Genomic DNA, 24,935 nt, shown 5'->3' on the forward strand with positions numbered 1-24,935 from the left:
GCCCCCCGGGGGGGGGCCGGGGGGGGGGGAGACGAGGCCCGCGGCGGCGAGCGCGTCGACGAGGCCCGCGAGGTCGGCGTCGTTGGGGTGGCCGACCGCTCGGTCGAAGTTCTCGATCATGGGCTCGAAGCGCGCGGGGTCGTCCTGCGCCATCCTGACGTAGCGCTCGCGGACCGAAGGCGGCATCTGGCCCTGGCACATGTAGCGGCCGACCACCTCGGCGCCGTCGGGAAGCGCAGAGGCGAAGCGGTCGAGAACGCGGTCGTAGTAGGCCGGGTCGCCGCCGAAGCCGCACGTGCCGAAGACGAAGACGCGACCGCCCGCGAGCTTAGGCAGGGCGTCGGCGAGCGACGGGTCGAGGCCGCCCCTGTCGGTCCAGGAGCCGAGCAGCGTGACGTCGGCTTCGGCGGGCGACGCCACCTCGAGCGCGCCGGCGGCGGCGAGCGCCTGGCGGGCGCGCTCGGCGAGGCGGGCGGTGTTTCCAGTCTTTGAGCTGTAGATAAGTGCGTACCTCATGGGATCTCCTCTCGCTTTTCTCTGGAGAGTTATACCCCTTTGGTCCGACGGGCACTCGCGGGCGGGGTGCGGGAGGGCCGGCGCGGGCGGAGGCGGGGTCCGGGCCGGGCCGCCCCGGGGCCCGCGCCGGGGCCCGCCGCCCGAGGCCCCGAGCCTCCCGCGCGTTCTTCTCGCCTCAGCGCACTCCGTAGTACGCACAGTTCCGGTTAAGTTTTGTATATCCGCAGGTCGCCAGTTGGCGTTTCCGATACTGTGCGTACTAGCCGCCGCACGCGGGGCGCGTGGGCGGCGCGGGGCGGGGTCGCGGCGGCGCGACGGGCCGTGCTGGGCGCCGACCTCAGGCCTCCCACGAGAACCGCGCCATGTCCACGCGGCCGTCCTCGAGAAAGCCCACTCCCTCCGCCTCGAGCATGCGCCGCTGCTCGCCGGGGCCGCCGAAGGCAAACCCGCGGCACAACGACCCATCCCTGAAGACGACCCGGTGGCACGGCACGCCGCCCGCGACGCCGGGGCTCGCGTGCATGGCGTACCCCACCTGCCGTGCGCAGCGAGGGGCGCCCATCATGCGCGCGACCTGCCCGTAGCTCGCGACGCGACCCTCCGGTATCTGGCGCACCACGTCGTAGGCGCGCTCGAAGAACGACCGCTCCCTCTGCTCCATGAGCCCTCCAATCCGCTATGCTTCAGGCTATCACGCCACGGGAAGCGCCAACCGAGAGGGGACCCATGAACATCGACAAGCGCTCGACCGCCCTGCTCGTCATCGACGCCATCGAGGCCGTGGGGGATGACTCGCTCTACGACCCCGACGCTGCAACTGCCGCCTACCGCTCCGCCGTCGCACGCGCCGTGGCCGCCTGCCACGCCGCCGGCGTCCCCGTCATCTACTGCAACGACGCCCACGTCCGCGGGTACGACCGCGAGCTCGAGCTCTGGGGCGAGCACGGCATCGCGGGCGAGACCCGCGTCTTCCCGGAGATCGAGCAGGCCCCCGGCGACATCACGATCCCCAAGCGCCGCTACTCGGGCTTCTTCCAGACCGACCTCGACCTCACCCTGCGCGAGCTGGGCGTCACCACCGTCGTCGCCGTGGGCGCCGACACCAACATCTGCGTGCTCCACACCCTGGCCGACGCCTACTTCAACGGCTACGCCTCCGTCGTGGTGACCGACGCCACGATGACCTTCCTCTGCGGCACGCAGGCCGGCGCGCTCGAGCACTGTGAGAAGTGCTACGGATCTGCGCTCGTGACCGTGGCCGAGCTGGAGGCCGCGCTCAGCGCGTAGATGCCCGTTCTTTCGGTGACCCTGACGTTGTAGGCAGTTTTTTCGAGACCCCCTGGGTAGCAGCGATTTTGCGCCAAGAGAAGCGCAGCTCAGCGCCTTGCGACCAAAGCGATACTCGGGGGTCTTCCCAAAATCTGCCTACAACCTCGAAGTCGCCTCGAGAGTATGGTTTTGATGACGTTATTGTCGACGTGGCGTCACCAATACTTGTCTCAAGTGATATGATTTCCTCAAAGTGAAGAGGGGAGCGTCCCCGAGGAGAGGAACTCATGGACAGTAAGATCATCGAGAACCAGACCTTTGACGAGGAGCGCGCGCTCTACGGCGTGCGCGACGTCATCGTGAGAAACTGCCGCTTCGACGGGCCGGCCGACGGCGAGAGCGCCTTCAAGGAGTGCGACAACGTCACCGTGGAGGGCGCGTTCATGAACCTGCGCTACCCGTTCTGGCACGACCGCGGCCTCGTACTGCGCGACGTGGAGATGACCGAGCTCTGCCGCGCGGCGCTCTGGTACAGCGAGGGCGTGACCATCGAGGACAGCCGCCTGCACGGCATCAAGGCCCTGCGCGAGTGCGCGGACGTGCGGATGCGCGGCTGCGACATCGTGTCGCCGGAGTTCGGCTGGTCGACGCGCGGCATCCGGATGGAGTCGTGCACGGCCGAGAGCGAGTACTTCCTGATGCGCGCGACCGACCTCACCCTGCGCGACGTGCACTTCCAGGGCAAGTACTCATTCCAGTACGTCGAGAACGTGGAGATCGAGGACAGCGAGCTCGACACCAAGGACGCCTTCTGGCACGCGAAGAACGTCGTCGTGCGCAACTCGCTCGTGCGTGGCGAGTACCTCGGCTGGTACAGCGAGGGCCTCACCTTCGAGAACTGCCTCATCCAGGGCACGCAGCCGCTGTGCTACTGCAAGGACCTGCGCCTCGTGAACTGCCAGATGATCGACTGCGACCTCGCCTTCGAGCGCAGTCACGTGCAGGCCGAGGTCACGACGCCGGTGGTGAGCGTCAAGAACCCGCTGGCGGGCAGCCTCATCACGGCGCCGGCCGTGGGCGAGGTCATCCGCGACATCGACGGCGCCACGGGCGTGGTCACGCTCACGGGCGAGAAGAACGGCGTGACCCAGGGAGCGGCATGACGCTTCCTCGTACGAACATTCTCACTTGCACGCTCGACGATGGGATGCTATAGTACTTCCTCGCACAACGACCGGGTGGTGGCGCAGTTTGGTAGCGCACTTGACTGGGGGTCAAGGGGTCGCTGGTTCGAATCCAGTCCACCCGACCACGTAACTTCGGAGCCGACGGCAGCACGTCGGCTCTTTTCGTATAGAGAGGCGCGCAGTCGAAGGCGCCCCGAGCGATTGAAGACGTTGGGAGGGCACGTGGCTTCCTTCTCCGAGAAGGCATACGAGCTCAGGCTCTATGACCGGACCCTCATGAGCTTCACCGTGAGGAGCACCCCCTTTGCCGCCCCCGCCGTCACGGATGTGCGGGCGGACTCCCGCACGCGCGCCCTCATGCCCCCGCGCCTCGTCATTGCGCAGGACGGCGCGGACGTCATGTCCTGGCTGGAGTCGCGCGTCGTGCCCAAGAACCGCGCCTTCGTCGACAGGCTCCTTCAGCAGGTCGGCCTCACCCCCGGCGACACCATGGGAATCATCGACGTGAGTCTCGGCCTCTCCCTGAACGACGCCTATTGGGTCGTCCCCGAGGGCTTCGAGGGCTCATGGGCCCGGTACAACCTCTACGAGAACGACTTCGATGCCGCGCTTTCCCTGGTCGCCTACACCGGCTACACCTCCTCCCAGCAGCATCAGGCGGGCCTCTCCTCCGAGTGGACCACCTCCGGCAACTACCCCAAGGCATGGCGCAGAATCGAAGGCGAGGTTCGCCTCTACAAGAGCGGCAGCCCCATCTTCGAGGGGACTGCCAACCCCGACCTGGGCCCTTACTCCGAGTTCCTCTGCGCCCAGGTCGCCGACGCACTCGGCGTGCCCCATGTGCCTTACTCACTCGAGGTGTGGGAGGGGCGGCTCGCCTCCGTCTGCCCGCTCATGAATGACGAGTCCACGAGCTTCGTCCCCATTCATGCGGCAACAGGTGCCGCCGGCTTCGCGAGTACGGCAAGGACCATGCTTGAGCTCGGGGACGACGCGCTCGGCCCCTATCTCGACATGCTCGTCTTTGACGCCATCGTCCTCAACCCGGACCGCCACGCCAACAACTTCGGTTTCCTCCGCGACAACGCAACGGGCTCCTACCTGGGCATGGCGCCCCTCTTCGACCACAACCTCGCGCTCTTCCCGCACGACCTCCCGAGTGACTGGCCGCTCTGGGGCCGCGCGGGGGCAACGACACGGCCGGCAGGGGCATATCAGTCTTTTGACGACCTCGCCGCCCTCGTGATGCTCGAGCGTCACCATGAGTGGTGCCGCGGTCTTCTCGCCTTCTCCTTCGAGAACGACGCCGCCCACCCTCTGGACGAGAGCCGCCTCCAGGAGCTCACGCGATTCATCAGGCAGCGCGCCCGGACCCTCCTCTCCATGCCGTCCCACGCCCTCGGCAACGTCCGGGCAGTCCTCAAGAGCGAGCTCCCCGACGTGGAGACCGCCCGAATGCCCATCCTGGCGCAGCGGGACCTCGACGCCTCGTAGCCCTTGTCGCCTGAGCCTGCCATGCCGTGTGTCGGGCGCGTTTCGGCACGGCAAACGCCGTGTGGCCGGGCACGCGGCGTCCCAGGCGTACGGCATAAGATGGTCTCGCACGGACAACCGACCCACAGGAGGGCGACATGGCACGCGTGTACAACTTCTCCGCCGGTCCCGCCGTGCTTCCCGAGGAGGTCCTCAGGGAGTGCGCGGACGAGATGCTCGACTACGCCGGCTGCGGCATGAGCGTCATGGAGATGAGCCATCGATCTTCCGTCTTCCAGAAGATCCTCGACGACGCCGAGGCCACGCTGCGCTCGCTCATGGGCATCCCCGAGAACTACAAGGTCATCTTCACGCAGGGCGGCGACTCGCTGCTCTTCTCGACGGTCTTCATGAACCTCGCCACCAACGGCAAGGCCGACTACGTCATCACCGGCAACTGGGCCAAGAAGGCCTTCCAGGAGGCGCAGATCCTCGGCGACGCCGTGGCCGTGGCGAGCTCGGCCGACAAGAACTTCTCCTACATCCCGGACTGCTCCGATCTGCCCATCCGCGAGGACGCGAGCTACCTCTACATCTGCGAGAACAACACCATCTACGGCACCAAGTTCCCGGAGCTGCCCAACGCCAAGGGCCACGTCCTTGTGGCCGACCAGAGCTCGATGTTCCTCTCCGAGCCCGTCGACGTCTCCCGCTACGGCCTCATCCACGCCGGCGTGCAGAAAAACGTCGGCCCCGCGGGCGTGCAGATCGTGATCGTGCGCGAGGACCTCATCCCCGAGGACCTCCCCGGCGTGCCCACGATGCTGCGCCTCAGGACGCAGGCCGACGCCGGCTCGCTCTACAACACGCCCAACTGCTGGGGCATCTACGTCTGCGGCAAGGTCTTCGAGTGGATCGAGAAGGGCGGCGGCCTCGCCGCGATGGGGGAGCGCAACGCCGAGAAGGCGGCCGTGCTCTACGACTTCCTCGACGAGTCCGAGCTCTTCTCGTCCCCGGTCGAGCGGCGCGACCGCTCGCTCATGAACGTGCCCTTCGTCACGGGCGACAAGGACCTCGACGCTGAGTTCGTTGCCGAGGCGGCCAAGGCCGGCCTCGTGAGCCTCAAGGGGCACCGCTCCGTGGGCGGCATGCGCGCCTCGATCTACAACGCCATGCCGCGCGCCGGCGTGGAGGCGCTCGTCGCCTTCATGAAGGACTTCGAGCTCGCGCACCGCGCGTAGCGCCAAGAGTTGACATTCTCGTCAGGTTATGTTGTCAAATGGTCCATTTGACAACATAACCTGACGAGAATGTCAACCCACGGCCCATTTGACAATATAACCTGACGAGAATGTCAACCCCCTTTAGTGGGAGGAAGCCATGTACAAGATCTGCTGCCTCAACAACATCGCCAAGGTCGGGACCGACCACCTCGGCGAGGGATACGAGTTCGTGAGCGAGCCCGAGGGCGCCGACGCCCTGCTCGTGCGAAGCGCCAACCTCCACGAGCTCGAGCTCGGGGACGGCCTGCTCGCCATTGCGCGTGCCGGGGCCGGCGTCAACAACATCCCCGTGGAGCGCTGCGCGGAGGCCGGCGTCGTGGTCTTCAACACGCCCGGCGCCAACTCCAACGCGGTGAAGGAGCTCGTGGTCTGCGGCATGCTGCTCGCCTGCCGCGACGTCATCGGCGGCGCGGCGTGGGTCGCCGAGAACAGCGACGACCCGGAGATCGGCAAGCGCGCCGAGAAGGCCAAGAAGCAGTTCGGCGGCTGCGAGCTCGCCGGCAAGCGCGTGGGCGTGGTGGGCCTCGGCGCCATCGGCGCCGCCGTGGCAAACGCCCTCATCGACCTCGGCTGCGAGGTCATGGGCTACGACCCCTACCTCTCCATCAACGCCGCCTGGAGCCTCGACCGCAGGATCGAGCACGTCACCGACCTCGGCGAGCTGCTCTCGCGCTGCGACTTCGTGACCCTGCACGTCCCCGCCACCGACTCCACCCGCGGCATGATCTCGGCCGAGGCCATCGCCCGCATGCCCCGCGGCGCCGTGCTGCTCAACTTCGCCCGCGACGCGCTCGTGGACGAGCAGGCGCTCGCCGAGGCCCTCGACGACGGCCACGTGGGCCGCTACGTCACCGACTTCGCCAACCCCGCGAGCGCCAACATGAGAAACGCCATCGTCCTGCCGCACCTCGGCGCCTCCACGGGCGAGGCTGAGGACAACTGCGCCGTGATGGCGGCCAACGAGCTCAAGGACTACCTCGAGAACGGCAACATCAAGAACTCCGTCAACTACGGCCAGGTCGACCTCGGGGCGCTCGCGCCCGGAAACGAGCGCGTGGCCATCTTCCACGAGAACGTCCAGGGCGTCATCGGCCTGGTCTCCGCCGCCATCGCCGCCTCGGGCCTCAACATCGAGAACATGACCAACAAGAGCCGCGGCGCCAACGCCTACACCCTGATCGAGGTCTCCGGCGACGTCGCCGGCGACCTCGCCGCCCAGCTCTGCGCCATCCCGGGGATCCGGCGCGTCCGCCTCATCGAGCACGCGTAGCGGCGGCGCGGCCCAACCTGTCCTTATCGTCACCTGACGGGGCGGGGATTCTTTTTCCGCTAAGATGGGTACCCTGAAGGAGGGAAGAGAGCCCCAACCCGAGAGGCACCGATGTCAGAGAGAACCGACCAACTCAAGTCAGAGATCAAGACCATCGCGGACGCGGACGCAGCCGAGCGCCAGCGCAGCGGCAAGACCGACGTCCCCGTCGGGACCTCCGGAAACCCCTCGACCCAGGTCCTCACCGTCGCCAACGCCATCACCTTCTGCCGCCTGGCCCTCACGATCGCCTTTCTCGTCCTGTTTGCCGGCGGCGAGCACCGCACCCTTGCGCTCGTCTGCTACGTCGTAGCCGCGACCACGGACTTCCTCGACGGCCAGGTGGCCCGTCGCACGCAGACCGTGAGCTGGCTCGGCAAGATCATGGACCCCATCATGGACCGCGTCCTGCTGTTCACCGGCGTCATCGGGCTTTTGATCGTCGGCGAGCTGCCGCTGTGGGTCCCCGTCTTCGTCATCGGGCGCGACGCCTACCTCGCCGCGGGCAGCATGGTGCTGCAGCGCTACCGCCGCCGCCCCGTCGACGTCTCCTACGTCGGCAAGACCGCCACGGCGCTGCTCATGTTTGGCTTCTGCGACCTGCTGCTGGGGCTTCCCCAGGTGGGCGGGCTCGGGCTCGTGGACGTCCCCTGGCTGCCCGGCCTCAACGACCAGCCCGCGGCGCTCGGCATCTTCTTCGTCTACCTCGGCGTGCTCTTCTCCACCGCCGCGGCGGCCATCTACACCAAGGAGGGCGCCGAGCTGCGCCGCGCCGCGATCCGCGAGCGCGAGGCCCGGCGATGAGCGCGCAGCGCGCCGGCATCCTCCACGAGGAGCACCTCCTGCTCGGCGCCCGTCTCGTCGAGTCCGCGCTCGGCGGGCTCGAGGTCGCCTCGTACGCGGGCGAGAAGGACCTGCCCTCCGCGCTCAAGGGCGCCGCGCTCGCCGACCTCACCGGCTCGGCGTACCTGCTCGCGAGCGGCGCCGGCGCCGCGGATCTCGCCCGGGCGGCCCTGAGCGGGCGGGCGCTCGGCGTGGGCGACGCTGCCTTCGAGGGCTGCCTCGCCGGGGACGGCGGGCTCGTCTCGGTCCCGCTCGCCATGAGGACCGGGGACGCCGAGCACGTCCTTCTCGACCCCTCCGCGCGCGGGCCGGTGCTCGCGGGCTGGCTCGGGTTTCTCGCCGGGCTCGAGGGGCGGGGCGGGCGCGCCTTCGAGGGCGTCGAGCTCGAGGACGCGAGCGAGCTGCTCGTGGCGCTGCTGCTCGCCGGCGCCGAGGCAGAGCGCGTCCTGTCCGACTACGTGAGCGCCGAGCCGCTGCCGCCCGCCGGCGCCGTCGCCCCCGTCCACCTCGACGCCATCGGCTCGCTCGTGGCGCGCCTGCCCGAGCCGGGCGGCTCGTCCGCGCAGGCGCCGGCGTTTCTCGTCCTGGTGCCGCCCGCCTCGGCGCGCTTGCTCTGGCGGAGCCTGCTCTCGTTCAACGAGGTGTCGCCCGTCGGCCATGAGGCGCTGCGCGAGCTCGCGCGCACCTCGGCGCCCTGGGGCGAGCTCCTCGCCCAGGACGGGCCCTGCCGCGTGGGCAGGGAGGACCTCGCGCGCTGGGGGCTCGTTCGCGACGGGGGCGACTTCGTGGGCGCCCGCGCCCTCGAGCCCCGCTGACCTGCCGCCCGGCGCCACGGCGCGACCTGAAGGGGGACTGACATGAAGTACTCGATCAACGCCCAGGGTGCGCCCGAGGCCATCGGGCCGTACTCGCAGGGGACCACCGCCGGCCGGCTCGTCTTTGCCTCCGGCCAGCTGCCCATCTCGCAGGACGACTCTCATTCGCTCGTTGAGGGCGGGGTCACGGAGCAGACCGAGCGCGTCATCGACATCATCGAGTCGATCCTCGGGGAGGTGGGCTGCACCCTCGCGGACGTCGCCCAGACCACGGTCTACCTCGCGAGCCTCGAGGACCTCGACGCCATGAACGAGGTCTATGCGCGCCGCTTCGGCTCGCCGGCGCCGGCGCGCGCCGTCGTGGGCGTCTCGGAGCTGCCGCTCGGCTCGCTCGTCGAGATGGACTGCGTCGCGTGCAGATAAGCGCGCTATGATAATGGTCTGAGACCGAAGAGGGGAGAGACATGCCCAACACCAACCCCGGCGCGACCGAGATCTTCCGGATGCCCGCCGCCGACTCGACCGTTCCCGACCTCATGGGGGGCCTCAAGCCCTCCCATCCCACGCTCACCATCGTCAAGGGCCCGCAGATCGGGCAGGCCTTCGAGCTCGACACCCCCGAGATCACCCTCGGGCGCGACCCCAAGAACAGCGTCTTTCTCAACGACATGACCGTGTCGCGCCACCACGCGCGCATGGACCTCTCCAACATCGCACTCGGCCTCGCCACGGTCGAGGACCTCGGCTCGCTCAACGGCACCTGGGTCGACGGCGCCATCGTGAGCAAGGCCAGCCTCAAGGACGGCTCGACGATCCAGATCGGCACGTTCCGCATGGTCTTCCACACGAGCGCCCGCCCGCGCAGGATCGACGCCGAGGCGTAAGACGGCCATGGCGGACGCCGGATACCTGACCATCGGCAAGGTCGTCAAGAAGCTGCAGGAGCGCTACCCCGACCTCTCCATCTCGAAGGTGCGCTACCTGCAGGACGAGGGCCTGCTCAACCCCTCGCGCACGCCGAGCGGCTACCGCCTCTACTCCCAGCGCGACGTACACCGCCTCGAGACGATCCTCTACCTGCAGAAGAGCCGCTTTCTGCCCCTCTCCGTCATCAAGGAGGAGCTCGACCGGATGGAGAGCGGCCAGCCCGCCGCGAGCGCCCCGCCGCTGGCGGAGAGCGTCTCGCTGCCGCCCGACGACGAGGAGACGGCCGGCAAGCTGCACCCCATCGACCGCATGCCCGAGCTCGTGGGGGCAACCGTGAGCTTCGTGCGCCAGCTCTCCGAGGCGGGCGTCATCCAGCTCACGCGCTCGCCCCACGGCCGCGACCTCGTCGACGGCCGCGACTTCCCGCTCATCCGGGTCTGCGACGAGCTGCGCCACTTTGGCATCGGGCCCAAGAACCTGCGCCAGTACGTCATCGCCGCCAACCGCGAGTCGGCGATGTTCGAGCAGGCGCTCGTCGTCTTCGCCCGCAAGGGCGGCGGCGTGGAGCTGCAGGACACCGAGGAGACGCGCCAGCGCTTCAACCAGGCGTTCTCGCGCATGCTCGGCCTCACCAACACCGTTCGCGACGAGCTCATCGCCCGCCGCGTCAAGGAGCCGTTCAAGGACAGGGACGCCGAGCGCAAAGACCCCGGCGACAAGAACACGGGAAGAGGGACCGCACGTGTCTGACAAGAGCTTTGACTTCGAGAGCCGCATCATCGACATCCCCGACTACCCTGAGCCGGGCGTCGTCTTCAAGGACATCACGCCGCTGTTCGACGACCCGGAGGGGCTCGCCGCCGTGGTCGACGCCATGGCCGGGCACTTCGCCGGCCGCGGCATCACCAAGGTCGTGGGCGCCGAGGCGCGCGGCTTTCTCGTGGGCGCGCCCGTGGCCTATCGCCTGGGCTGTGGCTTCGTCCCGGCGCGCAAGCCGGGCAAGCTCCCGCGCGCGGTCTACTCACAGACCTACGACCTGGAGTACGGCACCGACGAGCTCCAGATCCACCGCGACGCGCTCACCTCGGACGACCGCGTCCTCATCGTCGACGACCTCGTGGCGACCGGCGGCACCGCCGTCGCCGCGGCGCGCCTCGCCGAGCAGTCGGGCGCCCAGGTCGAGGGCTTCTCGTTCATCCTCGAGCTTGAGTTCCTCGGCCCGCGCGATATCATTGCTAGGGACTATCCGCAGGAGGTCTTCTCACTCGTCAAGGTGAGCTAGCGGGACGCGCCCAGCGCTTGGTTTTTTGCCCATCGTATGGAACGTTTCGCGTCGAAGGAACACACAGCCTAAAATGAAGCAGCACGCCTTCGAAAGGACATCGTTTATGACGATCAGACATAGGGCCGTCACCGCGGGCATCGTGCTCGCGCTCGCCGGGGCGGCCGGCATCACGGCCCTTCCCGCCGCCGTCGCCTACGCCGACCCTGCGAGCGACCTCGCCGCCGCCCAGCAGCAGCTCGACTCCCTCGGCGCCCAGCTCGCCGACTCCCAGGCCCGCCTCGCCGAGGCCACCACGCAGCTCGAGACCACCGACTTCGAGATTGAGCAGAAGCAGGCGGACATCGACGACAAGCGCGCCACGCTCGCCGAGAAGCAGTCCGCGCTCGGCCAGGGCATGAAGAGCACCTACAAGTCCGGCCCGGCGTCGCTTCTCGACTTCATCCTCGGCTCCACCAGCGCCGAGGACCTCGCCAACCGCGTCTACTACCTCGACAAGGTCTCCGAGCAGCAGGCCACCGCCATCGCGGAGGTCCGCACGCTCACCGAGCAGCTCCAGGCCGAGATGGGCGAGCTGCAGGACAAGCAGCTGACCCAGCAGGCGCAGGTCGCGAGCCTCCAGAGCGAGGTCGACGCCTATCAGGGCCAGGTCGCCGAGGCCACCTCGATCTACCAGTCCCTCGACGCCGAGGTCCAGGCGCAGCTCGCCGCCCAGCAGGAGGCCAACTCCAACGTCTCCACCGCCATCGAGGCGGTCGAGAACAACCAGGCCCAGCAAAACGCCGGCGGCTCCCAGCAGCCCGACGCCGAAACCGGCGTCACGCCCGATCAGGGCCAGGACGGCATCACCGACCAGAACCAGAACCAGAACCAGAACCAGAACCAGAACCAGGGGCAGACCCCGGACAGCACGCCCGAGCCCGAGCCGGAGCCCACGCCGGACCCCGAGCCCGAACCTGAGCCCGAGCCGGAGCCCGACCCCGAGCCCTCCGCCCCCTCCGGCGGCGGCCTCGCGACGGCCTATGCCCAGCTCGGCAAGCCCTACGTCTACGGCGCCGCGGGCCCCAACGCCTTCGACTGCTCCGGCCTCATCTGCTACAGCTACGGCTACGCGCGCGGCCGCACCACCTACGCGATGATCTCCTCGCTGCAGGCCACGGGCGACTGGAAGACCGACATGAGCCAGCTCAACGTCGGCGACCTCGTCTTCCCGCACTCCGGCCACGTGGGCATCTACGTTGGCAACGGCAACTACCTGCACGCCGCCAACCCGAGCTCCGGCGTCATCGTCGGCAAGCTCTACAGCTTCTACGGCGGCGGCTCCTACTACTAGGATGGCGGGGGAGTTCTCCGGCACAGAGGTCCGGCGGCGCCTCTCGAGGCGCCTGCAGGTCGCCCTCGTGGGGGAGGGCGCGCTCGTGGGCCTTGCCGGCGGGCTCGTCGTCACGCTCTATCGCATCGCGCTCTCCGGCGCGGAGGACCTGCTCCGCGCCGTCACGGCCGCCGCGTCGGGAAGCCTCCCGCTCGTGGCGGTCTGGTTTTTGGCACTCGCCGTCCTTCTCGTCATCGTCTCGAGGCTCATCCGCTGGGAGCCGGCCACCTCGGGCTCCGGGATCCCCCAGATCGACGCCGAGGTCATCGACCGCATGGACGCGCCCTGGCACCGCGTCATCCCCGCCAAGTTCGCCGAGGGCACCCTCGTGGCCCTCGCCGGCCTCTCGATGGGCCGAGAAGGGCCGTCCGTGCAGCTCGGCGGCATGTCGGGCAAGGCGGTCTCGCGGGCCCTCAGGCGCGGCAGGGGAGAGGAGCGGCTGCTCGTGACCTGCGGCGCCGCGGCGGGCATGTCCGCGGCCTTCCATGCCCCCTTCACCGGCGTGCTCTTTGCCCTCGAGGAGATCCACAAGGAGTTCACAGCTCCGCTCATCATCTCGGTGATGTGCTCGGCCATCGTCTCCGACCTGCTCGTCTCCCAGGTGCTCGGCGTGGAGCCCGTGATGGCGCTCGCCTTTGCCCAGGACCTCCCGCACCCCGACTACGCGCTCGTCGCCCTTCTCGGCGTGGTCTGCGGAGTTCTGGGGGCACTGCACAACCGCGGCATGTTCCGCTGCCAGGATCTCTTTGGGAGGCTCGGGTCGCTCCTGCGCGGCGGAGACGCCTCGGGAGCGTCCGTCATGCTGCGGCTCGCGGTTCCGTTTGCGCTCGCGGGCCTCGCCGCGTTTCTCTGGCCCGAACTGATGTGCGGGGGAGACGCGATCATCGAGCGCGTCCTGGAGCCCGGGGCGCCCGCGCTCGGGACGCTGCTCGCACTGCTCGCCGGCAAGTACGTCTTCACCGCGATCTGCTTTGGGTCCGGCGCGCCCGGGGGCACGCTCTTTCCTCTGGTGGTCCTCGGGGCGCTCGTGGGAGGCTCGTTCGCCGCGGCGTGCGGGCAGCTCGCAGGGCTTCCGAGCTGGTTTTTCCCGAACTTCGTGGCGCTCGGGGTGGCGGGGCTCTTCTCGGGCGTCGTGAGGGCGCCCGTGACCGCCGTCATCCTCGTCTTCGAGCTCACCGGCTCGCTCGACGCGCTGCTCTCGGCCTCCATCGTCTCGATCGTGGCCTACGTGACCTCCAGCCTCACGCGCACCGACGCCTTCTACGAGCACCTGCTCGCCGCGATGCTCGGCACCACGACCGACGACCCGGCGGTGAGCGGCATGGGGGAGTCCAAGACCCTGAGGACCGTTCGCGTGGGCGCCGGCAGCGCGCTCGAGGGGCGCCAGCTGCGCGAGATTCCCTGGCCCGACGGCCTGCGCGTGGTGACCATCGAGCGTGCGGGCGGCGAGATCGTGCCGACCGGGCAGACGCGCGTTGAGGCGCTCGACGAGCTGCTCGTGATCGTGGACGAGGGCGCGGCCGACGACGCGATGCTCAAGGTGCGCCTCATGGCCGAGCAGCGCGTGCGGGCGTAGGGCGCGCCGGGCAGAGCGAAAGCCCCTGGGGGCCTCAAGGCAATAGAGAGCAGGAGGGGACGGCGCGGCGCGACCCCTCCTGCTCGCTCTTATCGCTACTTTACATAAGATATATTATCATGGTTTTGCGTAATCTGGCGAGAAGGGCCTGCGCTAGCCCTCCACCGGCAGCCCGAGGTACGCCGCCGCGCTCGTGGCCGCCACGGCGCCGTCCGACGCGGCCGTCACGATCTGACGCAGCGGCTTGGCGCGCGCGTCTCCCGCGACGAACAGACCCGGCGTCCACGTTGCCATGCGCTCGTCCGTGAGCGCGTAGCCCTGCCCGTCGAGCTTCACGAGCCCGCTCACGAGCTCGGTCTCCGGGATTCGGCCCACGAGGACGAAGATGCCCACGGAGCCCTCCTCAAAGCGCTCGACGTACGTGGCGCCCGTGGCGTTGTCGCGCAGCGTGATCTTGCCGGGCAGCTCGTCGCCCTCAACGGACACGATGCTCGTGAGCAGCCTGAGCTCGACCTTCTCGTTCTCCTCGAGCTCGCGGACGAGCGCCGTCTGGGCCCTCAGGTGGTCCTTGCGGACGATGAGGGTCACCTTGCTCGCGATGCGGGCCAGGAAGAGCGCCTCCTCCGCGGCCGAGTTCCCTCCCCCGACTACGAACACCTGTTTGCCCCTGTAGAACATGCCGTCACACGTGGCGCAGTACGAGACGCCGTGGCCGGCGAAGCGCTCCTCGCCCTCGAAGCCGGCCGGGCGCGGGCGGGCGCCGGCGGCGAGGATGACCGAGGCGGCGTCGTAGCGGGCGGAGGCGGCCTCCACGACGAAGCGGCCCGTCTTATCGTCGAGCCCGATCGAGCTCACCGGGTCCATGACAATGTGGGCGCCGAGTTCCTCGGCCTGGGCGCGCATGGCGTCCGAGAGCGTGTAGCCGTCCGTGTGCGGCACGCCGGGATAGTTGTCGATCTCGCTCGTGAGGATGGTCTGCCCGCCGAGCGCCTCGCGCTCGAGGGTCACGGCGTCGAGCAGCGAGCGGCGCGCGTAGATGGCGGCGGAAAGTCCCGCCGGGCCGCCGCCGACGATCACGAGGTCCTTGGATACGAGCTCTGGCATGTCGCTCCCCTTTCGTGGGTCTGAGGCTTACTTGAAGGGATACCCCGCGCTCCCCCATCCTAATCAATATGAGAGGCGGCGACCAGCATTTGGCCGCCGCCCCCTTGGAAGAGCTTGCGAAGGCGCCGCTAGGACGCGGAGTCCTCCTTGGGCCTCGGCAGCACGAGGTTCATGAGGATGCCCACGAGCGTCGAGGTGGCCATGCCGGGCAGCGTGTAGTCGCCGATGGGGATCGAGATGCCCGAGGTCTCCATGCCCACGCCCAGGATGATCACGACGGAGGCGATCATCAGGTTGCGGTTGACGTCAAAGTCCACGCGGTTGGAGACGAGCATGCGCAGGCCGTTGGACGCGATGAGGCCAAAGAGCAGCAGGCTCACGCCGCCCATGACCGGGCTCGGGATCGACTGGATGAGGGCCGCGAGCTTGGGACAGAAGCCGCCGACCACGAGGGCGAACCCCGCCGCGTACCAGAAGATCTGGGTCGAGTAGACGCGCGTCACGCTCATGACGCCGATGTTCTCGGCGTAGGTGGTCGTCGGGGGGCCGCCGAGGAAGCCGGAGATCATCGTGGAGATGCCGTCGCCGGCAAGCGAGCGCGGCAGCATCTCGCGGTAGTCCTTGCCCACGATCTCGCCGACGGCGAGCAGGTGCCCGATGTGCTCAATGACCACGACCACGGCGACGGGGGCCACGAGCGCCACGGCGCCGAGGTCGAAGCGCGGCATCGAGACGTGCGGCAGGCCGACCCAGGCGGCCTCGGCCACGGGAGCGAAGTCCACGAGCCCGAGCGCGAGCGACAGCAGGTAGCCCACGATGATGGCGAGAAGGACCGGGACGGTCCCGACGATGCCGCTCATGCCGGAGAAGATCACGGCGGCGGCGAGGGTGACCGCCGCGACGATCGCGCCGGTGCCGAAGAAGGCCGTCGTGCCGTCGGGCAGGTCGGTCATGAAGGCCATGTCCGCGGCGGTGGCGGCGAGGCCGACGCCGATGACGACCATGACCGAGGCCACAAGGACCGGGGGCAGCAGCCGGTCGAGCCAGCCGGTGCCCACGAGCTTGATGATGCCGGCGACGGCGAGAAACACCAGGCCGGCGACGATGACGCCGGACATGGCGGCGTCGAGGCCCTTGGTGGCGCCCACCGCGAGGATGGGGCTGATGAAGGCAAAGGAGCTCCCGAGGTAGCTCGGGATCTTGTTGCCGGTGACGAGCAGGTAGCAGATCGTGCCGATGCCCGAGCACATGATGGCGACGTTGGGGTCGAGCCCGGTGAGGACCGGGACGAGCACCGTCGAGCCGAACATCGACATCATGTGCTGGATGCCCAGAGGGATGGCGCGGCCGACCGAGACACGGTCGTCGACGCCGATGACCTCGCGCTCATGTGCGCTCATGGCTCACCTCCCTGAGAGAGTGTGTTTAGAAAAAGAGGGCCCGGGATCTCCCGGGCCCTCGTCTGCTCACCTAGACGACGAGGAAGTACACCAGGAAGGCGAAGGCCGCGACCCACATGAGCGGCTTGACCTTCTTGAGCTGGCCGGTGACGGCGGCGACGACGACGTAGGCGATGAAGCCAAAGCCGATGCCGTTGGAGATCGAGTAGGTCAGGGGCACGCCGGCGACGATGAGAAACGCGGGCAGACCCTCGAGGAGGTCGGACCAGTCGATCTCGTGAACCTCGCTCATCATGAGGTAGCCGACGAAGACCAGGGCGCCGCAGGTCGCCGCGGAGCTCACGATGGAGATGAGCGGCGAGAAGAACGCGGCGACGATGAAGAGCACGCCGGCGACGACCGAGGAGAGGCCGGTGCGACCGCCGTCGGCGGCACCGGAGGCGGACTCGACGAAGGTCGTGATCGAGGAGGCGCCGACGAGGCCGCCCACGGCGGCGGCGGCGGAGTCGACGATGAGGATGGGCTTGATGTCCTTCACGCGGCCGTCAGACTCGAGGAACTCGCCCTGCTTGGCGACGGCCATCGCGGTGCCCATGGTGTCGAAGAAGTCGGACATCATGAGGGAGAAGGCGAAGACGAGCAGCGTGGGGTTGGTCACGACCTTGGCGATGCCCATGACGCCCGCCTCGTCGGAGAGGAACGGGGCGCCGAAGGTGGTGAAGTCAAGGCCGGAGACGATGCCGGAGGGCATCTGGGTAACGCCGAGCGGGATGCCGGCGACCACGGCGATCACGATGCCGAGCAGAAGCGAGCCCTTGACGTTCATGGCGTAGAGGACGATCGTCACGACGATCGAGATCAGGCCGACGAGGAACGTGGGGCTGAAGACGTCGCCGAGGGCGACCATCGTGGACTCGTCCGCGACGATGATGCCGGCGTCGGCGAGGCCGATCATGGCGATGAACAGGCCGAGGCCGACCGAGATGGCGTGACGAAGCGACACGGGGATGGCGTCCATGATGGCCTCGCGCAGGCCGCAGAGGACCAGGATGAGGATGGCGACGCCCTCGATGAAGATGACCGCGCTCGCGGCGTGCCAGTCACCGCCGGCGATGCCGGCGAGGGTGTAGGCAAAGACGGCGTTGACGCCCATGCCGGAGGCGCAGGCGAGCGGGCGGTTGGCGAAGAGGCCCATGAGAATGGTCATGACGCCGGCGCCGATGCAGGTCGACGTGACCGCGGCGCCCGCAGGAATGCCGGCCGCCGTGAGCAGCGAGGGGTTCACCGCGATGATGTACGCCATCGCGAGGAACGTCGTCAGGCCAGCGCGAATCTCCTGGCCGACGCTCGAGCCCCTCTCACCTGCCTTGAAGAAAGAATCCATACGTAAACATCCCTTTCGTTTGGTACGTACACTATGTCTTGCCTCGCGGCGCGGCCGCGGGCGCAAAACCAGACGTCAGACGCCGCTCGAGCCAAAGCCGCCGGCGCCGCGGTCGGTCTCGTCGAGCTCGTCGACCTCGATGAGCGAGACGACGGGCACGCGCTGGATGACGAGCTGGGCGATGCGCTCGCCCCGCGAGATGGTGATGGGTCGCTCGTCGTCGAGGTTCACGGCGCACACCTTGAGCTCGCCGCGGTAGTGCGCGTCCACGAGGCCGGGCGTGTTGGCCATCGAGAGGCCCTCGCGCAGGGCGAGCCCGCTTCTGGGCTGGACGAAGCCGGCGTAGCCCTCGGGGATGGCGACGGCGAGCCCCGTGGAGACGAGGCGGCGCTCGTGCGGGGCGAGGACGACGTCCTCGTTGGCGCGCAGGTCAAGGCCGGCGTCGCCGGCGTAGGCATAGGTGGGCAGCTCGACGGAGGGGTCGAGACGCTTGATCGGAAGCTCGATGCGGTCCTCAGTCATTCAGGCTCCTCAGCTCCTCGCTGAACTCGTCAACGTCCTTGAAGTCGCGATACACGGACGCGAACCTCACGTATGCCACCTTGTCGACGGAGACGAGGCGCTTGAGCACCATGCCGCCAAGGTCTACCGAGGAGACCTCGGTCACCCCGCCGTCGCGCAGCTCCGACTCGATGTCGTCGATGAGCGCGGAGAGCGCCGAGAGCGGCACGTCCCTTTTCACGGTGGCCGTCACAAGGCCGCGCATGAGCTTCTGGCGATCGAAGGGCTCCTTGCGCCCGTCCCGCTTGACGACGACGAGCGGGAGCTCCTCGCAGCGCTCGTAGGTGGTGAACCTGAAGCCGCAGCGCGTGCACTCGCGACGTCGCCTGATGGCGTCGTTGTTCTCGGAGGGCCGGGAGTCAACGACCTTTGACTCCTCGCACCCGCATTTGGGACAACGCATGAGACCTCCTCGTGAATACGCACAAGAGAAGGTATCACAAAATGTTCAAATCTCGAAGCCTCGCCGCCGTCCCGAAACCTGACGGAAAGGAGCGGCGCTAGCCCTGCGCCCCGGCGACGGGGACCATCAGCTCCTGTCCGGGGACGACGAGGCCGCCTTCGATGCCGTTGCGCTCCTGGATCCACGTGACGACCTCGTCTGTGGGGGCGTCAAGCTCGCAGCCTGCGGCGATGCCCCAGAGGGAGTCCCCGCTCGAGACGATGACGGAGCGCGTGGGCAGCTCGTCGAGGGCGCTCTGGACGCCCGCGGCGCGGGCCGGGTCGACCAGCGCCGAGGCCACCACGACGGCCAGGATGACGAGGCCGCCGCAGACCAGCGCGCGCACCGTCTGGCCGAGCGTCAGGCCGCCGGCGTCCGCGTGGCGCGCGGGGCGCGGGGCCCGCGCGGCAAGGCGTCCGGCGCGGCCGCCCTCGATCAGGACGAGCCCGCTCTCGCACGGGCTCAGGGCGGAGGTCCCCTCAACGGCGGCGTAGGCCGAGCAGCTGCAAGCGCTCATCGATATCCCCTTTCGTCTCTTGTGGTCGAGACGTTTATATCGTGGCGACCGGACAACAATTGACCAATGAGAACGTCTGTACCCTATTATGGGGGTACAATTGTTCGTGTCAAGAGAAAACGAACATCTGTTTGCAACTTGGCCCAAGCTGCGGTATCATGGCTTCACGGAAGAAGGAGGCCCACATGGCACGAGGAAAGCTCGGCAAGCGCCAGCTCGCCATCTATGACTTCATCAAGTCCTACTCAGACGAGCACGGCTACCCGCCGTCGGTCCGCGAGATCGGGGCGGCCGTCGGGCTCGCCTCCCCCTCCACCGTCCACATGCACCTCAAGGCGCTCGAGAGCCAGGGCCTCATCAAGCGCGACTCCAAGAAGCCGCGCACCATCGAGGTCATGGGCAAGAGCGAGGAGGGCGACGAGCCCCTCGCCACGGTCTCCCAGGACGTCGACCACGACGTCATCCGCCTGCCGCTCGTCGGCCGCGTCGCCGCCGGCGTGCCCATCCTCGCCGAGCAGAACATCGAGGACACCTTGAGCCTCCCGACCTCGATCGTCGGTGACGCCAGCTCGTTCATCCTGCGCGTCCGCGGCGAGTCGATGATCAACGCCGGCATCTTCGACGGCGACTACATCGTCGTCAAGGAGCAGCACGAGGCCCACGACGGGGAGATCGTCGTCGCCCTCATCGACGACTCCGCCACGGTCAAGACCTTCTACCGCGAGCGCGACCGCATCCGCCTCCAGCCCGAGAACGACTCCATGGAGCCCATCTACGTCGACAACCCCGTCATCCTCGGGCGCGTCACGGCACTCATCCGCTCGGTCGGCTAAGGGTGGAGAAGACCTCGAGCCAGCACGAGCGCTCGCGGGTCCGCGTCGGCGTCTTCGACGTCGTGCGAGGCATCGCGGTCGTCTCGATGGTCCTGTTTCATCTCTGCTATGACCTCAGGTTCATCGCGGGCGTCGATCTTCCCTGGTTTGCCCCTCCCCTGCAGGGCGCCTGGAGCGCGAGCATCTCGTGGACCTTCCTGTTTGTCGCGGGGTGCATGTGCCCGCTCTCGCGCTCCAATCTCAGGCGCGCGCTCCAGTATGGGGCGGCGGCCCTGCTGATCTGGGCCGTGACCACCGTCGTCGCCGTCGACACGCCCATATCCTTCGGCATCATCTACTGCATGGCCGCGTGCACCCTCGTCGCCTGGGCGCTCGGACGCATCCGCGCGCTTCCGTCGGGGCCCGTCGCCGCGGCCGTGATGCTCGTGGCGTTTCTCGCCCTGCTCGACCTCAGGGAGGGCTTCGTCGGGTTCGGGCAGATGGGGATAGAGCTGCCCCGGGAGCTTCTCGAGAGCCCCTGGCTCGCCTGGCTTGGCATCCCCGGACCCGGCTTTGCCTCGGGAGACTACTATCCCCTGCTCCCCTATCTCTTCATGTACCTCGCCGGCGCCGCGATGGGCTCGTGGTGGGCCGCGCGCGGCTATCCCGTCTGGGCACGGTCGGCGCGCCTCGAGCCCCTCACGTGGATCGGCCGCCACGCGCTTCTCGTCTACGTGGCGCACCAGCCCCTGCTGCTCGCACTGACCATGCTCATCGCCGCCTAGCGTGCGGTCGCTTAGCGCTGCGCGCGGGCCGGTTTCTGTAAGCGGCGCGCGACCGCTCAGGCCTCGGGCGTCGCGTCCCTCTCGCCGTCGCCCTCGTCCTCGACGCGGTACGGCTCGAGGGTCGAGGCCATGCGCGCGTCGGCCTTGACGGTGGCGAGCAGGCCATCCTGGACGTAGCTCTCGCGCATGACCTGGCACCGCTCGTGGACCATCTTCATGAGCAGGCCCTTCTCGTAGGGCACGAGCACGCTCATCGTGACGCTGTCGCTCGCCGCCTCCTTGGCGATGCGGTAGAGCAGCCCCCGCACGCCGGTGCCCTCGCGGGCGGAGATGACCTGGGCGTCGGGGTGCTCGAGCAGCGCGGCGCGCAGCTGCTCGGCGTCCACGAGGTCGCACTTGTTGAGCACGGTCACGCAGCGGATCTTGTCGGCGCCGATCTCGGCGAGGACCGAGCGGACCGCCTCGATCTCGAGCTCGCGGTGCGGGTCGGAGACGTCGACCACCAAAAGCACGAGGTCGGCGGCGCGCACCTCGGCGAGCGTCGACTTGAAGGACTCCACGAGCATCGTCGGGAGCTTCTGGATGAAGCCGACGGTGTCGGTGACCGTGATCTTGCGGCCCTCGTCGAGGTCGAGCGCCCGCGTGGTGGGGTCGAGCGTGGCGAAGAGCTCGTCGCGCACGTAGACGTCGGAGCCGGTCAGGCGGTTGAGCAGCGTCGACTTGCCGGCGTTGGTGTAGCCGACGAGCGCCACGCGATAGACGCCGGAGTCCCAGCGGGCCTTGCTCTGCACGCCGCGCCGCCGCTCGAGGCGCTCGAGCTCGCGGCGAAGCGTCGAGATCCGCGCCCTCACCAGGCGTCGGTCGACCTCGAGCTGGCTCTCTCCCTGGCCGAAGCGGCTTCCGATGCCGCCGCGCGTCTGCTCCCCCACCAGGTGGCTCCACATGCCGCGCAGGCGCGGGAGCACGTACTGGAGCTGGGCGAGCTGCACCTGCAGGCGTCCCTCGTGCGTGCGCGCGTGCACGCCAAAGATGTCGAGGATCAGCGCCGTGCGGTCGATGATCTTGACGGGCTCGCCCACGATCCTCTCGAGGTTGGACTGCTGCGAGGGCGTGAGCTCGTCGTCGAAGATGACGACGTCGGCCTCGAGGCTGCGCACGTAGGAGCAGAGCTCCTCGACCTTGCCCTTGCCGATGAAGGTCTTGGGCACGGGCGCGTCGAGCCGCTGCGTGAGCGTCATCACGACCTCGGCGCCGTCGGTCTCGGCGAGGCGCGCGAGCTCGGCGAGGGACTCCTCGCAGCTCCAGTCGGAGCGCCCGAGGTCAACGCCCACGAGGATGGCGCGCTCCGGCACCGGCGCCGTCGAGAGCGGCTTGAACCTTCCCAAATCACGCACCTCCCGCGGCGTCGAGGATGAGCCGCGCGGCCCCCTCGGCGTCCGTCTCGTCGAGGTCGATCCAGCGCACGCGCCCGTCATGGCGAAACCACGAGAGCTGCCGCTTGGCGTAGCGGCGCGACCTCTGCTTGACCCGCTCGATCGCCTCGTCCATCGTGCACGCGCCCGCGAGCGCCTCGAGCACCTCCTTGTAGCCGATTGCCTGCCCCGCGGTGAGCTCGGTCGTGAGCCCGCGGGCGGCGAGCCCGCGCACCTCGTCCACGAGCCCGGAGGAGACCATCTCGTCCACGCGCGCGTCGATGCGAGCATAGAGCCTCTCGCGTGCCATCGTGAGCCCCCACACCTGCGCGTCGTAGTGCGCGCGCCTCTCGTGGAGCCCCTCATGGTGGCGGGCGTAGGAGACGCCCTCGTCGAGCATCTCGAGGGCGCGGACGACGCGCCGGACGTTGTTGGGGTGGATGAGCGCCGCGCTCTCGGGGTCGCGGGAGGCGAGAAGGGCGTGGAGCCCCTCGGCCCCGCGCTCGGCGGCGAGCGCCTCGTAGGAGCGGCGGCGATCGTCGTCCTTCTCGCCCGAGGGGAAGGACATCTCGTCTATGACGGCGTTGAGGTAGAGGCCCGTGCCGCCCGCGAGCACGGGGACCCGCCCCCGGGAGAGCAGCTCGTCCACGCAGGCCCGGGCCTGCCCCTGGAAGAGCTGGACGGAGTAGCTCTCGAGCGGGTCGGCCACGTCGACCATGAGCAGAGGGACGCGGCGCTCGGAGGGCGGCGTCTTGGCCGTCCCGATGTCCATGCCGCGGTACACCTGCATGGCGTCGACCGAGATCACGGCCGAGCCGAGCCCCTCGGCGACGAGGTCCGCCACGACGCTCTTGCCCGAGGCGGTGGGCCCGACCACGCAGACGACGCGCGGCAGGCTCATCGCGGCTCGCCCTCCACGGTGCCGCGCAGGTACCACGTCCGCGCCTCCTCGACGCGCACGTCGACGATCTTGCCCACGAGCTCCTCCGCCGTCATGCCCTCGGGAAGCGAGAAGTGCACCGTCTGGTTCTTCTCGCTGTGGCCGACCATGACGCCGTCGTCGCGCTTGGAGGTTCCCTCCACGAGCACGGCGGCAAGCGTGCCGAGGTCGGCCTGATTGGCGTCGTGGGCCTGCTGGGCCACGAGCTCGGCGAGCCGGTCGAAGCGGCCCTGGATGACCTCGTGGGGCGTGTCGTCGGGCATCTTGGCCGCCGGCGTGCCGGGGCGGCGCGAGTAGATGAAGGTGAAGGCCGAGGAGAACGCCGCCTCGCGCACGAGCGAGAGCGTGTCGAGGAAGTCCTCCTCGGTCTCGCCGGGAAAGCCGACGATGATGTCGGTCGAGAGGGCCAGGCCCGGCATGGCGGCGCGCAGCCGGCCCACGAGCTCGAGGTACTCTTCGCGCGTGTAGCTGCGGTTCATGGCCTTGAGGACGCGCGTCGAGCCGCTCTGGACCGCCAGGTGCAGGTGCGGCATGACCGCCGGCAGCTCCGCCATGGCGGCGATGGTGTCGTCAGAGAGGTCCTTGGGGTTCGAGGAGGTGAAGCGGATGCGCTCGACGCCCGTGGCGGCCACGCGGCGCAGCAGCTCGGCGAAGCGGGGCTCGCCGTAGATGGTCCGCCCGTAGGAGTTGACGTTCTGACCGAGCAGCGTGACCTCGCGGACGCCGTCGGCGACGAGCCTCTCGACCTCGGCGACGACGCTCTCCATCGTGCGGCTCTTCTCGCGGCCGCGCACGTACGGGACGATGCAGTAGGTGCAGAAGTTGTTGCAGCCCGTCATGATGGGGACCCAGGCGTGGAAGGGGCTCTCGCGGCGGCTCGGGAGGTCCGTGGAGAAGGGCCTGCCCTCCTCCACCGTGTCGACCTCCACGGCGCGGCCGTCGTCGGCGAACGCCTCGGCGAGCAGGCCGGGCAGGCTCGCGAGGGCGCTCGTGCCGAAGACGACGTCGGCGCAGGGGATGTGCTCGCGGATGCGCTCGCCGTCTCGCTGCGCGATGCAGCCGCCGATGGCCACGACCCTGCGGCCGGAGGGCGGCGTGGGCGCCGAGACCATCGCCGAGGCCTGGCCGTAGAGGCGCTGGTCGGCGTTCTCGCGCACGCAGCAGGTCATGAAGACGACGATGTCCGCCTCGTCGGGCTCGGGCACGCAGATGCAGCCGCAGGACTCGAGCAGGCCGGCGACGCGCTCGGAGTCGTGCAGGTTCATCTGACAGCCGAAGGTCCTGACGCAGTAGGTCTTGCCCACGAGGGCGTCCGTCGGCCTCATCGGGGCATCAGCTCCGCCTCGGCGCCCGCGGCGGAGGGCGCCACGAGCCGGTGCACGTAGACCGCGATGCGGATGGCGGTGCGGCTCTCGCCGCCGATCTCAATGTCCGAGAAGGTCGGCGCGCAGGAGATGTCGACGCCCGTGGGGATCAGAAAGCCCCGGGCGATGGCGATCGCCTTGATCGCCTGGTTGACGGCGCCCGCGCCGACGCACTGGATGTTGACGGGGACCTCGTCCTTGACGAGGCCGGCAATGGCGCCGGCGACCGAGGCCGGCGACGACTTGCTCGACACCTTGAGATAGTCCATGTCTTGTTCTCCTGCTGCGTGGCTCCTGCGAGCTGCTGCGGTTGTGGTGTGTGCGTTCTGAAAATTCTAGTGGTTGGCGGGATCGTTGGAAAG

At 68.8% G+C, this 24,935-nt stretch carries 27 protein-coding genes and 1 tRNA gene; 16 read left to right on the forward strand and 12 right to left on the reverse strand.

The annotated features are described in order from the left end of the window. The coding region (gene bilS, locus NW198_RS02190) for a flavodoxin family protein BilS (RefSeq protein ID WP_258339838.1) at nucleotides 1–516 on the reverse strand (516 nt) is incomplete at its 3' end. A 337-nt stretch (nucleotides 517–853) separates the two neighbouring features. Continuing rightward, nucleotides 854–1,177 carry an MGMT family protein gene (locus NW198_RS02195; RefSeq protein WP_258339839.1) on the reverse strand — a complete coding sequence of 108 codons (324 nt, stop codon included), beginning with the start codon at nucleotides 1,175–1,177 and terminating at the stop codon, nucleotides 854–856. Nucleotides 1,178–1,242: 65 nt separating this feature from the next. Here NW198_RS02195 and NW198_RS02200 point away from each other — a divergent pair, with 65 nt between their 5' ends. The 14 genes from NW198_RS02200 (at nucleotide 1,243) to NW198_RS02265 (ending at nucleotide 13,852) form a co-directional block, all read left to right on the forward strand. Next, nucleotides 1,243–1,803: a cysteine hydrolase family protein gene (locus NW198_RS02200; RefSeq protein WP_258339840.1), complete on the forward strand. Its 561-nt coding sequence runs from the start codon at nucleotides 1,243–1,245 to the stop codon at nucleotides 1,801–1,803. A gap of 269 nt (nucleotides 1,804–2,072) precedes the next feature. Continuing rightward, a complete protein-coding gene (locus tag NW198_RS02205) occupies nucleotides 2,073–2,948 on the forward strand; it encodes a DUF3737 family protein (RefSeq protein ID WP_258339841.1) in 876 nt (291 codons plus the stop codon). 72 nt (nucleotides 2,949–3,020) lie between these two features. Continuing rightward, nucleotides 3,021–3,097, forward strand: a tRNA-Pro gene (locus NW198_RS02210). A gap of 97 nt (nucleotides 3,098–3,194) precedes the next feature. Further along, nucleotides 3,195–4,466, forward strand: a complete 1,272-nt coding sequence (locus NW198_RS02215; protein ID WP_258339842.1) for a hypothetical protein — start codon at nucleotides 3,195–3,197, stop codon at nucleotides 4,464–4,466. 137 nt (nucleotides 4,467–4,603) lie between these two features. Next, entirely contained in the window at nucleotides 4,604–5,686 is a 1,083-nt protein-coding gene (serC, locus tag NW198_RS02220) for a 3-phosphoserine/phosphohydroxythreonine transaminase (protein ID WP_258339843.1), read from the forward strand. 139 nt (nucleotides 5,687–5,825) lie between these two features. Further along, nucleotides 5,826–6,998, forward strand: a complete 1,173-nt coding sequence (locus NW198_RS02225; protein WP_258339844.1) for a 3-phosphoglycerate dehydrogenase family protein — start codon at nucleotides 5,826–5,828, stop codon at nucleotides 6,996–6,998. Between the two features lie 111 nt (nucleotides 6,999–7,109). Continuing rightward, entirely contained in the window at nucleotides 7,110–7,841 is a 732-nt protein-coding gene (locus NW198_RS02230) for a CDP-alcohol phosphatidyltransferase family protein (protein ID WP_258339845.1), read from the forward strand. Beyond that, complete coding sequence (locus tag NW198_RS02235) at nucleotides 7,838–8,695, forward strand: hypothetical protein (RefSeq protein ID WP_258339846.1); 858 nt, start codon at nucleotides 7,838–7,840, stop codon at nucleotides 8,693–8,695. Before NW198_RS02230 ends, NW198_RS02235 begins: the two co-directional genes overlap by 4 nt. A 42-nt stretch (nucleotides 8,696–8,737) precedes the next feature. Further along, the gene (locus tag NW198_RS02240; protein ID WP_087316037.1) at nucleotides 8,738–9,118 is read left to right on the forward strand and encodes a RidA family protein; all 381 of its coding nucleotides are present in this window, start codon (nucleotides 8,738–8,740) and stop codon (nucleotides 9,116–9,118) included. Nucleotides 9,119–9,159: 41 nt separating this feature from the next. After that, complete coding sequence (locus tag NW198_RS02245; RefSeq protein ID WP_258339847.1) at nucleotides 9,160–9,579, forward strand: FHA domain-containing protein; 420 nt, start codon at nucleotides 9,160–9,162, stop codon at nucleotides 9,577–9,579. A gap of 7 nt (nucleotides 9,580–9,586) precedes the next feature. Then, nucleotides 9,587–10,372: a MerR family transcriptional regulator gene (locus NW198_RS02250; protein WP_258339848.1), complete on the forward strand. Its 786-nt coding sequence runs from the start codon at nucleotides 9,587–9,589 to the stop codon at nucleotides 10,370–10,372. Next, nucleotides 10,365–10,904: an adenine phosphoribosyltransferase gene (locus NW198_RS02255; protein WP_258339849.1), complete on the forward strand. Its 540-nt coding sequence runs from the start codon at nucleotides 10,365–10,367 to the stop codon at nucleotides 10,902–10,904. The genes NW198_RS02250 and NW198_RS02255 overlap by 8 nt, the downstream gene beginning before the upstream one ends. A 106-nt stretch (nucleotides 10,905–11,010) precedes the next feature. Then, nucleotides 11,011–12,237: an NlpC/P60 family protein gene (locus NW198_RS02260; RefSeq protein WP_258339850.1), complete on the forward strand. Its 1,227-nt coding sequence runs from the start codon at nucleotides 11,011–11,013 to the stop codon at nucleotides 12,235–12,237. A gap of 1 nt (nucleotide 12,238) precedes the next feature. Beyond that, complete coding sequence (locus NW198_RS02265; RefSeq protein WP_258339851.1) at nucleotides 12,239–13,852, forward strand: ClC family H(+)/Cl(-) exchange transporter; 1,614 nt, start codon at nucleotides 12,239–12,241, stop codon at nucleotides 13,850–13,852. A gap of 153 nt (nucleotides 13,853–14,005) precedes the next feature. Here NW198_RS02265 and NW198_RS02270 read toward each other — a convergent pair whose 3' ends face one another. The 6 genes from NW198_RS02270 to NW198_RS02295 all read right to left on the reverse strand — a co-directional run bounded on the left by NW198_RS02270 (nucleotide 14,006) and on the right by NW198_RS02295 (nucleotide 19,260). Next, nucleotides 14,006–14,956, reverse strand: a complete 951-nt coding sequence (locus NW198_RS02270; RefSeq protein WP_258339852.1) for an NAD(P)/FAD-dependent oxidoreductase — start codon at nucleotides 14,954–14,956, stop codon at nucleotides 14,006–14,008. A gap of 128 nt (nucleotides 14,957–15,084) precedes the next feature. Beyond that, on the reverse strand, nucleotides 15,085–16,356 hold the full coding sequence (locus tag NW198_RS02275) for a uracil-xanthine permease family protein (RefSeq protein WP_087316023.1): 1,272 nt from the start codon (nucleotides 16,354–16,356) through the stop codon (nucleotides 15,085–15,087). 70 nt (nucleotides 16,357–16,426) lie between these two features. After that, complete coding sequence (locus tag NW198_RS02280) at nucleotides 16,427–17,740, reverse strand: NCS2 family permease (RefSeq protein WP_087316021.1); 1,314 nt, start codon at nucleotides 17,738–17,740, stop codon at nucleotides 16,427–16,429. A 75-nt stretch (nucleotides 17,741–17,815) separates the two neighbouring features. Then, on the reverse strand, nucleotides 17,816–18,262 hold the full coding sequence (dut, locus tag NW198_RS02285; protein ID WP_087316020.1) for a dUTP diphosphatase: 447 nt from the start codon (nucleotides 18,260–18,262) through the stop codon (nucleotides 17,816–17,818). Next, the gene (nrdR, locus tag NW198_RS02290) at nucleotides 18,255–18,704 is read right to left on the reverse strand and encodes a transcriptional regulator NrdR (protein ID WP_087316018.1); all 450 of its coding nucleotides are present in this window, start codon (nucleotides 18,702–18,704) and stop codon (nucleotides 18,255–18,257) included. The genes dut and nrdR overlap by 8 nt, the downstream gene beginning before the upstream one ends. A gap of 97 nt (nucleotides 18,705–18,801) precedes the next feature. After that, a complete protein-coding gene (locus NW198_RS02295; protein ID WP_087316016.1) occupies nucleotides 18,802–19,260 on the reverse strand; it encodes a hypothetical protein in 459 nt (152 codons plus the stop codon). A gap of 185 nt (nucleotides 19,261–19,445) precedes the next feature. Here NW198_RS02295 and lexA point away from each other — a divergent pair, with 185 nt between their 5' ends. Next, a complete protein-coding gene (gene lexA, locus NW198_RS02300) occupies nucleotides 19,446–20,093 on the forward strand; it encodes a transcriptional repressor LexA (protein WP_087316015.1) in 648 nt (215 codons plus the stop codon). Between the two features lie 2 nt (nucleotides 20,094–20,095). Continuing rightward, nucleotides 20,096–20,857, forward strand: a complete 762-nt coding sequence (locus tag NW198_RS02305; RefSeq protein WP_239386779.1) for a heparan-alpha-glucosaminide N-acetyltransferase — start codon at nucleotides 20,096–20,098, stop codon at nucleotides 20,855–20,857. A 56-nt stretch (nucleotides 20,858–20,913) separates the two neighbouring features. Here NW198_RS02305 and hflX read toward each other — a convergent pair whose 3' ends face one another. Genes hflX through NW198_RS02325 form a run of 4 tightly spaced genes read right to left on the reverse strand, consistent with a single transcriptional unit; the run spans nucleotide 20,914 to nucleotide 24,842 of the window. After that, nucleotides 20,914–22,242 (reverse strand): GTPase HflX, encoded by a 1,329-nt coding sequence (gene hflX / locus NW198_RS02310; RefSeq protein ID WP_258339853.1) that lies wholly within the window; start codon nucleotides 22,240–22,242, stop codon nucleotides 20,914–20,916. 1 nt (nucleotide 22,243) lies between these two features. After that, nucleotides 22,244–23,170: a tRNA (adenosine(37)-N6)-dimethylallyltransferase MiaA gene (gene miaA, locus NW198_RS02315; RefSeq protein WP_258339854.1), complete on the reverse strand. Its 927-nt coding sequence runs from the start codon at nucleotides 23,168–23,170 to the stop codon at nucleotides 22,244–22,246. After that, nucleotides 23,167–24,534, reverse strand: a complete 1,368-nt coding sequence (gene miaB / locus NW198_RS02320; RefSeq protein WP_087316010.1) for a tRNA (N6-isopentenyl adenosine(37)-C2)-methylthiotransferase MiaB — start codon at nucleotides 24,532–24,534, stop codon at nucleotides 23,167–23,169. The genes miaA and miaB overlap by 4 nt, the downstream gene beginning before the upstream one ends. Beyond that, complete coding sequence (locus NW198_RS02325; protein ID WP_087316008.1) at nucleotides 24,531–24,842, reverse strand: stage V sporulation protein S; 312 nt, start codon at nucleotides 24,840–24,842, stop codon at nucleotides 24,531–24,533. Before NW198_RS02325 ends, miaB begins: the two co-directional genes overlap by 4 nt. Between the last annotated feature and the right edge of the window lie 93 nt (nucleotides 24,843–24,935).

Origin of the sequence: Thermophilibacter sp. ET337 (assembly GCF_024733715.1) — a bacterium.
Lineage (GTDB): Bacteria > Actinomycetota > Coriobacteriia > Coriobacteriales > Atopobiaceae > Thermophilibacter.

What these genes read in the sequence shown, in the direction of transcription:
- dut (WP_087316020.1), bottom strand. Translation starts at nt 18,262, where the DNA reads ATGACTGAGGACCGCATCGAGCTTCCGATCAAGCGTCTCGACCCCTCC.
- NW198_RS02280 (WP_087316021.1), bottom strand. Translation starts at nt 17,740, where the DNA reads ATGGATTCTTTCTTCAAGGCAGGTGAGAGGGGCTCGAGCGTCGGCCAG.
- NW198_RS02205 (WP_258339841.1), top strand. Translation starts at nt 2,073, where the DNA reads ATGGACAGTAAGATCATCGAGAACCAGACCTTTGACGAGGAGCGCGCG.
- NW198_RS02325 (WP_087316008.1), bottom strand. Translation starts at nt 24,842, where the DNA reads ATGGACTATCTCAAGGTGTCGAGCAAGTCGTCGCCGGCCTCGGTCGCC.
- NW198_RS02270 (WP_258339852.1), bottom strand. Translation starts at nt 14,956, where the DNA reads ATGCCAGAGCTCGTATCCAAGGACCTCGTGATCGTCGGCGGCGGCCCG.
- NW198_RS02265 (WP_258339851.1), top strand. Translation starts at nt 12,239, where the DNA reads ATGGCGGGGGAGTTCTCCGGCACAGAGGTCCGGCGGCGCCTCTCGAGG.
- NW198_RS02235 (WP_258339846.1), top strand. Translation starts at nt 7,838, where the DNA reads ATGAGCGCGCAGCGCGCCGGCATCCTCCACGAGGAGCACCTCCTGCTC.
- serC (WP_258339843.1), top strand. Translation starts at nt 4,604, where the DNA reads ATGGCACGCGTGTACAACTTCTCCGCCGGTCCCGCCGTGCTTCCCGAG.
- miaA (WP_258339854.1), bottom strand. Translation starts at nt 23,170, where the DNA reads ATGAGCCTGCCGCGCGTCGTCTGCGTGGTCGGGCCCACCGCCTCGGGC.
- nrdR (WP_087316018.1), bottom strand. Translation starts at nt 18,704, where the DNA reads ATGCGTTGTCCCAAATGCGGGTGCGAGGAGTCAAAGGTCGTTGACTCC.
- lexA (WP_087316015.1), top strand. Translation starts at nt 19,446, where the DNA reads ATGGCACGAGGAAAGCTCGGCAAGCGCCAGCTCGCCATCTATGACTTC.
- NW198_RS02225 (WP_258339844.1), top strand. Translation starts at nt 5,826, where the DNA reads ATGTACAAGATCTGCTGCCTCAACAACATCGCCAAGGTCGGGACCGAC.
- NW198_RS02245 (WP_258339847.1), top strand. Translation starts at nt 9,160, where the DNA reads ATGCCCAACACCAACCCCGGCGCGACCGAGATCTTCCGGATGCCCGCC.
- NW198_RS02240 (WP_087316037.1), top strand. Translation starts at nt 8,738, where the DNA reads ATGAAGTACTCGATCAACGCCCAGGGTGCGCCCGAGGCCATCGGGCCG.
- NW198_RS02250 (WP_258339848.1), top strand. Translation starts at nt 9,587, where the DNA reads ATGGCGGACGCCGGATACCTGACCATCGGCAAGGTCGTCAAGAAGCTG.
- NW198_RS02295 (WP_087316016.1), bottom strand. Translation starts at nt 19,260, where the DNA reads ATGAGCGCTTGCAGCTGCTCGGCCTACGCCGCCGTTGAGGGGACCTCC.
- NW198_RS02200 (WP_258339840.1), top strand. Translation starts at nt 1,243, where the DNA reads ATGAACATCGACAAGCGCTCGACCGCCCTGCTCGTCATCGACGCCATC.
- NW198_RS02275 (WP_087316023.1), bottom strand. Translation starts at nt 16,356, where the DNA reads ATGAGCGCACATGAGCGCGAGGTCATCGGCGTCGACGACCGTGTCTCG.
- miaB (WP_087316010.1), bottom strand. Translation starts at nt 24,534, where the DNA reads ATGAGGCCGACGGACGCCCTCGTGGGCAAGACCTACTGCGTCAGGACC.
- NW198_RS02230 (WP_258339845.1), top strand. Translation starts at nt 7,110, where the DNA reads ATGTCAGAGAGAACCGACCAACTCAAGTCAGAGATCAAGACCATCGCG.
- NW198_RS02195 (WP_258339839.1), bottom strand. Translation starts at nt 1,177, where the DNA reads ATGGAGCAGAGGGAGCGGTCGTTCTTCGAGCGCGCCTACGACGTGGTG.
- NW198_RS02260 (WP_258339850.1), top strand. Translation starts at nt 11,011, where the DNA reads ATGACGATCAGACATAGGGCCGTCACCGCGGGCATCGTGCTCGCGCTC.